Origin of the sequence: Pseudomonas sp. RA_35y_Pfl2_P32 (genome assembly GCF_963970735.1) — a bacterium.
Classification (GTDB): domain Bacteria; phylum Pseudomonadota; class Gammaproteobacteria; order Pseudomonadales; family Pseudomonadaceae; genus Aquipseudomonas.
Window position 1 is genome coordinate 51,906 of the sequence record NZ_CAXAQF010000029.1, and the last position, 11,463, is coordinate 63,368.

At 62.8% G+C, this 11,463-nt stretch carries 10 protein-coding genes and 1 pseudogene; 4 read left to right on the plus strand and 7 right to left on the minus strand.

Features of this window, described 5'->3' with window-relative positions; genetic code table 11:
- The first annotated feature begins 8 nt into the window (after positions 1 to 8).
- Positions 9 to 896 (plus strand): heme o synthase, encoded by an 888-nt coding sequence (cyoE, locus tag AACY45_RS24410; RefSeq protein ID WP_339547842.1) that lies wholly within the window; start codon positions 9 to 11, stop codon positions 894 to 896.
- Positions 897 to 1,538: 642 nt separating this feature from the next.
- Here the strand turns inward: cyoE and AACY45_RS24415 are convergent.
- The 7 genes and pseudogenes from AACY45_RS24415 to AACY45_RS24445 form a co-directional block, all read right to left on the minus strand.
- Positions 1,539 to 2,243 (minus strand): hypothetical protein, encoded by a 705-nt coding sequence (locus tag AACY45_RS24415; protein WP_339547843.1) that lies wholly within the window; start codon positions 2,241 to 2,243, stop codon positions 1,539 to 1,541.
- 173 nt (positions 2,244 to 2,416) lie between these two features.
- Positions 2,417 to 2,494, minus strand: a pseudogene (locus AACY45_RS24420) (outer membrane lipoprotein carrier protein LolA); the annotation flags it as partial.
- Between the two features lie 96 nt (positions 2,495 to 2,590).
- Positions 2,591 to 3,418: an ABC transporter permease gene (locus tag AACY45_RS24425; protein ID WP_339547844.1), complete on the minus strand. Its 828-nt coding sequence runs from the start codon at positions 3,416 to 3,418 to the stop codon at positions 2,591 to 2,593.
- A gap of 8 nt (positions 3,419 to 3,426) precedes the next feature.
- Positions 3,427 to 4,293: an ABC transporter permease gene (locus tag AACY45_RS24430; RefSeq protein WP_339547845.1), complete on the minus strand. Its 867-nt coding sequence runs from the start codon at positions 4,291 to 4,293 to the stop codon at positions 3,427 to 3,429.
- A 10-nt stretch (positions 4,294 to 4,303) separates the two neighbouring features.
- Positions 4,304 to 5,416 carry an ABC transporter substrate-binding protein gene (locus AACY45_RS24435; RefSeq protein ID WP_339547846.1) on the minus strand — a complete coding sequence of 371 codons (1,113 nt, stop codon included), beginning with the start codon at positions 5,414 to 5,416 and terminating at the stop codon, positions 4,304 to 4,306.
- A gap of 90 nt (positions 5,417 to 5,506) precedes the next feature.
- Positions 5,507 to 6,598, minus strand: coding sequence for an ABC transporter ATP-binding protein (locus tag AACY45_RS24440; protein WP_339547847.1), 1,092 nt, complete (start codon positions 6,596 to 6,598; stop codon positions 5,507 to 5,509).
- Between the two features lie 186 nt (positions 6,599 to 6,784).
- Positions 6,785 to 7,690, minus strand: a complete 906-nt coding sequence (locus AACY45_RS24445; RefSeq protein ID WP_339547848.1) for a LysR substrate-binding domain-containing protein — start codon at positions 7,688 to 7,690, stop codon at positions 6,785 to 6,787.
- Between the two features lie 186 nt (positions 7,691 to 7,876).
- Between AACY45_RS24445 and AACY45_RS24450 the strand changes: the two genes are divergently transcribed.
- Genes AACY45_RS24450 through AACY45_RS24460 form a run of 3 tightly spaced genes read left to right on the plus strand, consistent with a single transcriptional unit; the run spans position 7,877 to position 11,306 of the window.
- On the plus strand, positions 7,877 to 9,625 hold the full coding sequence (locus tag AACY45_RS24450) for an amidohydrolase (RefSeq protein WP_339547849.1): 1,749 nt from the start codon (positions 7,877 to 7,879) through the stop codon (positions 9,623 to 9,625).
- Entirely contained in the window at positions 9,622 to 10,551 is a 930-nt protein-coding gene (locus AACY45_RS24455) for a CobW family GTP-binding protein (RefSeq protein ID WP_339547850.1), read from the plus strand. The genes AACY45_RS24450 and AACY45_RS24455 overlap by 4 nt, the downstream gene beginning before the upstream one ends.
- Complete coding sequence (locus AACY45_RS24460; protein WP_339547851.1) at positions 10,551 to 11,306, plus strand: class II aldolase/adducin family protein; 756 nt, start codon at positions 10,551 to 10,553, stop codon at positions 11,304 to 11,306. Before AACY45_RS24455 ends, AACY45_RS24460 begins: the two co-directional genes overlap by 1 nt.
- Positions 11,307 to 11,463: the final 157 nt, after the last annotated feature.

Consider the following 11,463-nt stretch of genomic DNA (forward strand, 5'->3'; position numbering starts at 1 on the left):
AAGTCCGGATGTCCTTTAAGCACTTTATCCAAATCACCAAACCGGGGATCATTTTCGGTAACGTGCTTTCTGTGGCAGGCGGATTCTTCCTGGCCTCGAAGGGGCATGTCGATCTGGCCATTTTCCTGGCAGCGATGATCGGCACGTCCCTGGTGGTGGCCTCGGGTTGCGTGTTCAACAACTGCATCGACCGAGACATCGACCTGAAGATGGAGCGCACCAAAAACCGGGTGCTGGTGCAGGGCCTGATCTCCCTGAAACTGGCACTGGTTTACGCGACGGTCCTGGGTGTTGCCGGCGTGGCCCTGCTGTACAAAGTGGCCAACCCGTTGGCGGCGCTGTTCGCGGTGATCGGGTTTGTCATCTATGTCGGCTTCTACAGCCTGTACCTCAAGCGCAAGTCGGTTCACGGCACGCTGGTGGGCAGTCTGTCGGGGGCAATGCCGCCGGTGATCGGTTATGTGGCCGTGAGCAACAGCTTCGACATGGCTGCGCTGACCCTGCTGGTGATGTTCAGCCTGTGGCAGATGCCGCATTCCTATGCGATCGCGATCTTCCGTTTCAACGACTACCTGGCGGCATCGATTCCGGTGTTGCCGGTCAAGCGTGGGATCAAGGTGGCGAAGCGGCACATCCTGCTCTATATCCTGGCGTTCCTGGTGGCGACCTTGATGCTGACCTTCAGTGGTTATGCGGGCATGAGCTACCTGGCTGTCGCCGCGGCCATGGGCATGTACTGGTTGTACATGGCCTGGACCGGCTACAAGGCAGTCGATGACACGGTGTGGGCACGCAAGCTGTTTGTGTTCTCGATCTTCACCATCACGGCGCTGAGCGTGATGATGTCGCTGGATTTCAAGGTGCCCAGTGAGTTGTTGCTGACTTACGCGCCTTAAGGTTTGCCGCTGTACCGGGAGCCCCGCCTTTGTGAGAAGAGCGGGGCTTTTTGTTTCAGGGGGTGGGGGGTGGGGGGCATATCCGTTGCTGCGGTAACGGCTGCTTATGGTTTCGCCCTTACGGCGACTCCCTTTTACAAACGCCCAAAAGGAAGCAAAACGCTTTGCCCCTGACGTACGGCCCCTCGCTAGGGCTCGGGGTTCCTTCGCTACGGTGCCCATCAGGGGCCATCGCCTCCGGTTTGCTTCGCTGCACCTCCTCTCGATGTATGCGGCTTCGCCGCACGGCGCTACGCGCCTACCCCTGATGGACACCTTCGCTCAGCCTGCCGATGGGGCGGGTGGATCAAGATCAAGAGCCAGAGCACGGCGACCTACCGGTCGGCCTGAGTGGTAAGGGCGGCCGAGGCGGCCTACCGGCCGGCCTGCTTTTTCTGGCTGGAGTATTTCTGTGGGAGCGAGCTTGCTCGCGATGACGATCTCCGCCACACCGTAGATATCGACATGACCCCCAATCCCCCGTAGCAGCTGTCGAGCCCGCGAGGCTGCGTTTGCGGGCCGATGCGTTCGGTCGCCCCAGCAAAAAGCCCCGCCTTCAAACGAAGAGCGGGGCTTTTTTATCGGGCCGGTTTTGCTTGGCGATTACTGGGCAGCGATGCTGTAGCCGGCGAACGCGGTCTGCTGTTGCAGGGCGGTGATGATGGCTTTGCGGGTGGCCGGTTGTTCGGTGCCGCTGGTGTCGAGGAAGGTTTCGTTTTCCAGTTCCAGGTCGTCGCCTTCGCCGACAAAGCTGAAGCCGAGGAATTCATAGGCTTGGCGATCGACGCTGGGTTTCGAGCGTGGGGTGCGCAGGGGCAGGGTCACGCTGAGGCCGTCCTTGCTGATGCTGAACACTTCGACGTCTTTCTTCGCGCGGGCAGCCTTGCCCTTGCTGCCGCTTGGGTTGCTGATGGCCTGGTGGGTCTGGTTGAGGACTTTCAGGGCCAGGCCGTAGACCAGTTCCTGGAAGCTGGGGTCGTCCTTGAAGCTGGACAGGATGCGGCTGATCGGGAACTTGCTGCTCAGGTCTTCGAGGGCGGCGATGTCGGCGGCCTCGGCGTCCTTGAGTTGCTTGAGCTGGCCCATCAGTTCATAGGCCTGGTCGTCGTCGAAGCGGTCGTGGGCCTGGCGGATGGCGGCGCGCAACTCGCGAATCTGCTCGCTTTCCTTGGAGGTGTGGAAGGCGTCCAGGACCATCTCGCTGATGGTTTTGGCTTGGGGCACGTGTTGTGAAAGATTGATGGAGTTTTCGTATTCCGCTTTGGACGACAAGGTGACTACGGATTCAGCGGTGTTGGAATCTGGCATTGAAATTTCACTACTTCTATAACTGGATCGGGCGAGAAAGCCTGGGGGCTTTTCGGGCCGCCTAATTTATGGGAGCGGGGCGGCGTTGTCACGGATGAACGGGTGACTGGTCATGTTTTCGTTCCTGCAATGTTTGTGGCTGATCACGAGATCAGCGTCCACCGCAAACTCCTTGTGGGAGCGAGCCTGCTCGCGAAAAACCTGAGGGCGCCGCGTGCATTCAGGATGTTCGCGTCATCGTTGACGACCATCGCGAGCAAGCTCGCTCCTACAGGGGCGGCGGGGGATAAACGAAAAAAGCCCCGCGCATGCCAGGCAAACGCGGGGCTCTCTCGGGGGTAAGCGCGTTACGGATGCAGAAGTTTCTGCGCACGCTTGTCGGCCAGGTGTTGGACCACCAGGCGGCCAATCAAGACCAGCAGGGTCAGCGAAATCAACAACACCGAGATGGCCGCCACGCTTGGGTCGACGTTGTCGCGCAAGCCGCTCCAGATGCGCTTGGGCAGGGTGTCGACGTTGACGCTGGTGATGAACAGGGTCACCGCCACTTCTTCCCACGACAGGGCAAAGCCGAGCAGGGCGGTGGACGCCAGGCCTAGCTTGAGGTTCGGCAGGATCACCATGAAGGTGGTCTGCATCAGGCTGGCACCGAGGTTGCGCGAGGCCAGTTCAATCCGCCGGTCGATCTGGCTGAGGGCCACCAGCATGGTCACCACCCCGTACGGCACCACCATGATCACGTGGGCGATCACCACCCCGGTCAGGGTGTCGTAGCCCATGCCCGGGGCGAATCGGCCGAGCTTGGTTTCCATGAAGTACAGCACCAGCGCCGAAATCACCGGCGGAATCGCCATGGGCAACAGCACCAGGCCGATCAGCGCGGTGGCCAGTTTCGAGCGCATGTACCAGATGCCGAGGCTGAAGCTGGCCGCCAGCAGGGTGGCGATGATACTGGTGGCAAAGGCAATGGTCAGGCTCTGGCTGATGGCATGGAACCAGTCCGGATTGCTCACCAGCGCCTCGTAGTGCCGTAGCGACCAGTTGCCCTGCGGCATCGACAGGAAGCGCTTGCTGGTGAACGACACCGGAATGACCGTCAGCAGCGGGAACAGCATGAACGCCATGGCGATCACGGCCAGCAGGCGGGTACTCAGGCTTGTACGGTGGGTGTTCATAGGTAACCTCAGCCTACCAGGCGGTTCACGCGGGTCATTTTCAGCAGCACCCAGATCAATGCGCTGACCAGTAACAGCAGCACCACGCTCAAGGCGGCCCCCAGGCCCCAGTTGCTGGTCTGGAACATTTGCAGGAACACGTATTCGGCGATCATCACCGTCTGCCCGCCACCCAGCAGTACCGGGGTAATGAAGAAGCCCAGGCAGAACACGAAGACCATGATGAAGGCGCCCAGCACCCCCGGCAGGGTCTGGGGCAGCAGCACTTGCCAGAAGGTGCGCAGTGGCCCGGCTCCCAGGCCGCGGGAGGCCATGAGGACGCGCTGGTCCAGCTGGCGCATGCTCGACAGCAGCGGGAACACCGCGTACGGAATCATCACGTGGAGCATGCCGATCACCACGCCGATTTCGTTACGGCTCAGTTGCAGCGGTTGATCGATCAGGCCCATGCCCATCAACCCATTGTTGAGCACACCGTTGCTGCGCAGGGCGATCAACCAGCCGAATGCCCGCACCAGCACCGAGATCCAGAACGGGATGAAGATGCAGATCTCCACCACCCGTTGCCAGAACGGCGGGCTGAACACCCAGCAGTAGGCCAGCAGGTAGCCGATTACCAGGGCCAGGACGCTGACGGTCAGGCACAGGCGCAGGGTGCGCCAGAGCATGTCGTGGATGGCCGGGTCGGTGGCGATGCGTTCGTACTGCTCCAGGCCCGGTGTCGGCAGCGAGAAGCTCCAGCCGACCACGCCAATAAACGGCAGCACGTAGAAGATCAGCAGCAACACCGGCAGCGGGAACAGCAGCAAGCTGCGTTCCAGCGTCGGCGAACTGAACCGCGGCTTGGGTTTGCTCAGGGTCAAGGTCATGGTCATGATCGATGGCTCACTTGGACAGCCGCGTCAGGTACTGCTCCAGGGCGTTGGAGTAGTGATCGGCGTACCACTGGGCGTTGAGCGCGATCTGCTTTTTCAGGTTCTCTGGCGACGCGCAGTTGGCTTGCAGTTGTTCGGCCGACATCAGCTTCTCGGTCGCGCTGTTGGACGGCCCGTTGCCCAGCAGTTCGAAGAGCTTGAGCTGGCCTTCCGGTTGCAGGGCATGCTGGATGAACTGCATCGCCGGCTGGCTGCCCGCCGGGTTGGCCGACAGCACCGCCCAACTGCTGGAGTTGATGAAACCGTTGTCAAAGCTCCAGCGCACGCGGCCTTCGGTGTCTTCGCTGAGCAGCTTGGCGCGGGTGTGCCAGATGGCGCCCACCGAAACTTCGCCGTCGACCATCAGTTGCTGGCTTTCGGCGCCCGAACTCCAGAACGACAGCACGTGGGGCTTGATCTCGTCGATCTTGTTCAGTGCGCGCACCACGTCCAGCGGGTAGAGCTGATCGGCCGGTACGCCGTCGGCCAGCAGGGCCGCCTCGAGCATGCCGTTCATCCACTTGTAGAGGGTGCGTTTGCCGGGGAATTTTTTCACGTCCCAGAAATCGGCCCAGGTTTTCGGCCCGTTATCGCCGAACTTCTCGCTGTCCCAGGCCATCACGTAGCTGAACTGGTAGCTGGCGATGCCATGGTCGGAGGCCAGTACCGGCGCCACCTGGTCCCGCTTGATCACGGTGTAGTCCAGGGGCTGCAGGATCTTTTCCTTGCCCAGGACAATGGCGCTGTAGCTCTCGACGTCGACCACATCCCAGCTGGGCTGGCCGCTGGCCAGTTGCGAGCGGATCGCGCCCTCGGTGGGGCCGGCGCCGTCGATGCGCACCTGGATCCCGGTGTTCTTGGTGAAGGTGTCGGTCCAGGCGGAGCGGAAGGCGGTCAGTGCGTCGCCACCCCAGTTGACCACCACCAGCGGCTTGTCGGCCGACCAACTGATACCGCTGCGCAGCGCCAGGGGCACGGCCGCCAGCAGGCCCATGGCCTGGATGAAGGTGCGTCGGTTGATCTGCCCGCCACGGGCCTTTTCGATAAGCACTTCAATACAGTCGCGTTGATGATCCTGGCTCATGGGCAAGTCCTCAGATGGCGGGTGTCCGTTGGGACAAGGGCCTATTGTTGTCGTTAGGAGAGAGCTTTGTGACGCACGTAATTCAGGGATTCAGGCTTGCAGCAGGAAGCTTTGCTGGACCGGCCAGCTCAGCCACACCGGCGCGCCGCTGGGCATCAAAGCCCCCGGGTGATTGCCGGGTACCGAGAGGTTGATCGGCAGGGCATCGCCCCCGACCTTCAGCGACAGGTGAGTGCTGGAGCCCTGGTAGACCTTGTCGGTGAGCTGCGCCGGGATCACGTTGTAGCCGTCGCGGTTCGGGCGTTCGCTGTGCAGGTCCATGTGTTCGGGACGCACCGCCAGCACACTCGGCTGTTTACTCAGGGGCGCCGGGGCCTGGGCGTGCAGCAGGTTGTCGCCACAGCGGCCGCTGGCGGTGGGGCCGTTGCGGGTCAGGTCCAGCAGCGGGAACAGGTTCATCTTGCCGAGGAACTCGGCGACAAACCGGCTTTCGGGGCGGTTGTAGATGTTTTCCGGGGTGTCGACCTGGGTCAGCTTGCCGTGGTTGAAAATCGCGATGCGCGACGACAGGGCCAGGGCTTCGTTCTGGTCATGGGTGACGAACACGAAGCTGGTGCCGACCTGGCGGTGGATGCGCTGCAGTTCGGTCTGCAGTTGTTCGCGCAGGTTCTTGTCCAGCGCCGACAGGGGTTCGTCGAGCAGCAGCAGGTCCGGTTCGAACACCAGCGCCCGGGCAATCGCCACGCGCTGTTGCTGGCCGCCGGACATCTCGGCCGGCTTCTTGTGCATGTGCGCGCCGAGGCCGACCACTTCCAGGATGTGCTTGACCCGGCGCTGGCGCTCTTGCGCGGCGACTTTGCGGATGCGCAGCGGGTAGGCCACGTTGTCTGCCACCGTCATGTGCGGGAACAGGGCATACCCCTGGAACACCATGCCGTAGTTACGCTTCTCGGCCGAGCGCTTGATGATGTCGACGCCCTGTTCCATCAACTTGCCGGACGTCGGGCTGAGGAAACCCGCGAGGATCATCAGCAAGGTGGTCTTGCCCGAACCCGAAGGCCCGAGCAACGTCAGGAATTCACCCTGGCGAACGTCCAGGTCGACGTTATCCAGCGCTGCAAAACGACCGTAATACTGGCTGATACCTTGTGCGCTGAGCTGAATCGCTGAACCGCTGGACACGATGGAGTTCCTCTTTTTATTGCCCATAAGACGTACGAGGACGGATGCCAATCCGAAATGGGCTTTGGCTTCATTATTGTTAAAAGTATCGCTACATCAATGGAATTATTTTGTGGGTATTGGTTAGTAAAATTACTCAATTGCCCGCTGAGTCCGCCCTATAAAAGAGCGGTGTCTAGCGCCGGGTCAGAGGGGGTCATGCCAGGTCTGGTGGGACGACTGCAGCTGGGTCTTGACCCAGCTGCTGAAGGCCTGGACCACCCGGCGCTCGGCCTTTTGCGGGTCGGTCGCCAGGTAGTAGCCGCGGTGCAGGTCGATGGTGATGTCGAACGGGCGCACCAGCAGCCCCTTGGACAGCGCGTCGCCGCTGATCAGGTTGTCGCCGATGGCAATGCCCTGACCGGCGATGCACGCCGACTGCGCGCAGTGGGCGTCGGAGAACAGGATCCCGCTCATGGCATTGACGCCCGAGGCACCGGCGGCGGTCAGCCAGACGCGCCAGTCCGAGTAGTCGGTCATGTGCAGCAGCGGGTAGGCGCTGAGTTCCTGCGGGTTCTTCAGGCCGCTCAAGGCGTTGATCAGGCGCGGGCTGCACACCGGGAAAAAACGCAGCGCGACGATTTCCTCGACGTGCATTTGCGGCCAGTCACCAATGCCGTAGGCGATAAACAGGTCGACGTTGGTGTTGTGGGTGTCGTCCGGCGACTTGGGGGAAATCAGCTGCAACTGCACCTGCGGGTATTGGCGCAGGAACGCGCCGATGTGGTGGCACAGCCAGTAGGTGGCAAACCCCGGCGCGCAGCTGACACACAGGCGCCCCGAGACTTCCTGGTCATCCACCGGCTGCCCGGCGTCCAGCAGGTTCAACAGAATCCCGTGCACCTCGCGGGCGTAGCGCTCGCCCTGGTAGGTCAGGCCGATCCCTCGGCCGATGCGCTCGGTCAGGGCAAACCCCACGCATTCTTCCAGCTTGCTGATCTGGTGGCTGATGGCGCTGCGGGTCAGGTTCAGTTCACGAGCGGCCACCGACACGCTGCCCAGCCGGGCTACCGCATCCAGAGCCCGCAGGGCTGTCATCGAAGGAAAGCGCATAAAGAATCCTGTCTTTAAGGGAGGCTGAGTGTTGAAGCGTATGGTGATGTAAATCGAACGATTAAGCCAAAAAAAATCGATTGTTGTATTGGTTGATTCAACAATACTAGTGCCATTCGTCAGGGTCACCGAAGCCAAACGTGCGCGGAAGACCCTTCACCCGCACTGAACTCGAAGGTGGCTTGCATGGCTGAGTCCGACAACTTTTCCTCTACCCATTCTGCGCAAGGGACCTATGCCGACCTGATCCTTGGCAACGGTCGCATCTATACCCAGAACCCGGCGCAACCCTGGGCCGAGGCCGTGGCCATTCGCGGCGGCACGTTGGTGGGGGTTGCCAGCCTGGCCGAGCTGCAAGGGTTCAAGGGGCCGAACACCCTGGTGCATGACCTGCAGGGCGCTTTCTGCATGCCGGGCCTGCACGACATGCACACCCACCCTGACCTGGCTCTGGCCCCGCGCTACAGCGACGACCTGGATGTGGGCATCGAAGACCCGACCCCGGAACAGTTGCGCGCGAGCATCCTGGCCTATGCCGAGGCCCACCCCGGCGACGGCTGGATCTACGGGCAATACTGGGTGCGCTACACCTTCCGCGAAGCCGGCCTGACCCCGGGCCGGGCGTGGCTCGACAGCGTCATGCCGGATCGCCCGGTGGCCCTGCTCGATCGCATGTGGGGCACCATGATGGTCAACTCCAAGGCCCTGGAACTGGCGGGCATCGACCGCCACACCGCCGACCCGCGCAACGGTTACCTGGAGCGCGACGAACTGAGCGGCGAACCCAACGGCCTGATGATCGACGGTGCCTACGCCATGATTCACGCCGCCATGCCACCGACCCCGGTCAGCGTGCTGCGCCGTGCCTACCGTGACGGGGTGCATTTCCAGAGCTCGCGTGGGGTCACCGCGAGCAAGTACGTGCACGTCTGCGAGCAACGCCTGCAGGCGCTGAAAGAGCTGGATGACAGCGGTGAACTGACGGTGCGCATTGAAGCCGCCATCAGTTGGCAGGACGACATCTTCCCGGTGCGTCGACGCTGGGAGCTGCTCGGTGGTGAGCGTCACTACTACCGCAGCGCGCGCTTGAGTGCCAACGCGGTGAAGTTCCACTTCGACGGCACCGTGGAGCCGAAGTCCTCGTACCTGCTGACCCCCTGGCCAGAAGAGTCGAGCTGGCGCGGCAAGCTCAACCTGACCCCCGAACACATCACCGACATGGTGGTGGACATGGACAGCCGCGGCATCCGCGTCATCGCCCACTGCACCGGCGACGGGGCTTCCGATGTGTTCCTCGATGCCGTCGCCGAGGCCCGTCGGCGCAACGGCTTCAGCGGTGTGCGCCACCAGTGCGCCCACAGTACCTTGCTGCACCCCGGCAACCTGCCGCGCTTCAAGGACCTCAATGTGATCGCCGAATTTTCCCCGGCGGCCTGGTACCCGACGCCGTTCGCCAGCGGCGCACGTTCGGGCTACGGCCAGGAGCGGCTCAAGCGCATCTACGATTTCAAAGGCGTGCTCGAAGCCGGCGGTACTGCGGTGATGGGGACCGACTGGCCGGTGGCATCCATCGACCCGTGGCTGGCGCTGGAAACCATGGTCACCCGGCAGAACCCGTGGAACGACGATCCGTCCTGCTTCGGCGACCCCATCAGCCTCGAGCAGGCGCTGAACGTGATCACCCTCAACGGCGCCGTGGCCATGGGCCTGGAACAGTCGACCGGCAGCCTGGAAGTCGGCAAGTCGGCGGACCTGATCGTCATCGACCGCGACCTGTTCGCCCAACCGGCGCGCAATTACATCCACCAGACCCAGGTGCTGTTGACCTTCGTCGACGGGCAACTGGTCTATGACCGCAACGGCACACTGGCCGACGCCGGCCTCAAGGCCGTCTGGACGGGTCAACCACCGGTGCTGGAGGGCAAGGCCCAATGAGCCCTCAACGCATCGCGGTGACCGTGGTCTCGGGGTTTCTCGGGGCCGGCAAGACCACCTTGCTCAACCGCATGGTGCGCCGCGCCGAAGGCAGTCGGCTGGCGGTGATCGTCAATGATTTTGGTGAGCTGAACATCGATGCGGCGATCGTTTCCGAGGTCACTGACGCGGTGTACAGTCTGCAGAACGGCTGCATCTGCTGCACGGTGCAGGAAGACCTGCTGGCGCAGTTGAGCAGCCTGGCGCAACTGCAGCCGCGCCTGGAGCGCATCGTCATCGAATGCAGCGGGGTGTCCGATCCGCAGCGTATCGTGCAGACCCTGGCCTACCCGCAACTGCGCAGCCAGATGCAACTGGACATGGTGATCACCGTGGTCGATGCCACCGGCCATCTGCAGCTCGACGGCGAGTACGCCCGTCTGGCTCGGGCGCAAGTGGCGGCGGCCGATCTGCTGCTGTTGAACAAGACCGACCTGGTGGACGCCGCCCAACTGCAAGCCTTGCGCAACGCGCTGGGCCTGCGGACCCGAATCCACGAAAGCGTCCAGGCACAACTGCCTGACGCGCTGTGGCTGGATTCGGACCTGGACCTGCAGCCGCGCACGGTCAGAGCCTTGACCCGGGTCACCAACGACGACCACGGCGAAATGTTCAGCAGCTTCCTCTGGCAGAGCCCGGAGCCCTTGAACGTCGAGCGCCTGCGCGGTTGGTTGCAGGCGTTGCCTCGGGATGTGTTTCGGGTCAAGGGCCTGGTGCTGCTGGATCAGGGCAGCAAGGCGCACTGGCTGCAACACGTCGGCACCCGCAGCCAGTTCCTTGCCGCCACCGATGAGGCCCAGGCCACGGGCTCGCGCCTGGTGTTCATCGGCCGCCGCGGCTTCGCCGGCTGGGATGCGCTGGTCGAGGGCCTGGAGCAGTGCCAGTGATGAGCCCGACCGAACAAGCCTTGCGCGAAGAATTGGCGGCCTGCTACCGGTTGATCGCGCACTTTCGCATGACCGACCTGATCTTCACCCACATCTCGGTGCGCGTGCCGGGGCCTGAGCATCATTTCCTGATCAATCCCTATGGTTTGATGTTCGAGGAAATCAGCGCTTCGAACCTGGTCAAGATCGGGCTCGATGGACGTGCGGTGGAGGACAGTCTGTACCCGGTGAATCCGGCGGGTTTCGTGATCCACAGCGCCCTGCACGCGGCCCGCGAAGACGCCCAGTGCGTGCTGCACACCCACACCCGGGCCGGCTGCGCGGTGGCGGCGCTGGCCTGCGGCGTGTTGCCGGTGAACCAGATGTCCATGGAGTTCTACGGTCGCGTTGCCTATCACGACTACGAAGGCATCGCCCTGGACCTGGCCGAGCAAGCGCGGCTGGTGGCGGACATGGGCGACAAACACGTGCTGATGCTGCGCAATCACGGCCTGTTGACCGTCGGCAGCAGCGTGGCCCAGGCCTTCCTGCGCATGTACTACCTGGAAAAGGCCTGCGACATCCAGTTGGCCGCCCAAGCCTGCGGTGACCTGGTGCTGCCACCGGCGGCGGTCTGCGAACACACCGAGCGCCAGTTCAACCAGCCACAGCGACCCTTGGCCGCGGGCGAATTGAGTGACCCGGACGCCCTGGACCTGGCCTGGAAAGCCCTGCTGCGCCTGCTCGATCGCGTGGCCCCCGGCTACCGCGACTGACGGCAGGTATCTGTGGGCCCCCAAAGCCATTAATGAAATGGTTACCCCCACCGCCCCTTGCGATAGCTCACTAAGCTTTCGCAAGGGGCCCATCGGAGACCATTCTCATGAACAACGTAGCTATCGCCGCCATCGACCTGGGTAAAAACTCCTTTCA

Excerpts from the sequence above, each read along its gene's own strand:
- AACY45_RS24435 (WP_339547846.1), bottom strand. The coding sequence starts at position 5,416 with ATGAGCCAGGATCATCAACGCGACTGTATTGAAGTGCTTATCGAAAAG.
- AACY45_RS24460 (WP_339547851.1), top strand. The coding sequence starts at position 10,551 with ATGAGCCCGACCGAACAAGCCTTGCGCGAAGAATTGGCGGCCTGCTAC.
- AACY45_RS24445 (WP_339547848.1), bottom strand. The coding sequence starts at position 7,690 with ATGCGCTTTCCTTCGATGACAGCCCTGCGGGCTCTGGATGCGGTAGCC.
- AACY45_RS24415 (WP_339547843.1), bottom strand. The coding sequence starts at position 2,243 with ATGCCAGATTCCAACACCGCTGAATCCGTAGTCACCTTGTCGTCCAAA.
- AACY45_RS24455 (WP_339547850.1), top strand. The coding sequence starts at position 9,622 with ATGAGCCCTCAACGCATCGCGGTGACCGTGGTCTCGGGGTTTCTCGGG.
- AACY45_RS24450 (WP_339547849.1), top strand. The coding sequence starts at position 7,877 with ATGGCTGAGTCCGACAACTTTTCCTCTACCCATTCTGCGCAAGGGACC.
- cyoE (WP_339547842.1), top strand. The coding sequence starts at position 9 with ATGTCCTTTAAGCACTTTATCCAAATCACCAAACCGGGGATCATTTTC.
- AACY45_RS24425 (WP_339547844.1), bottom strand. The coding sequence starts at position 3,418 with ATGAACACCCACCGTACAAGCCTGAGTACCCGCCTGCTGGCCGTGATC.
- AACY45_RS24430 (WP_339547845.1), bottom strand. The coding sequence starts at position 4,293 with ATGACCATGACCTTGACCCTGAGCAAACCCAAGCCGCGGTTCAGTTCG.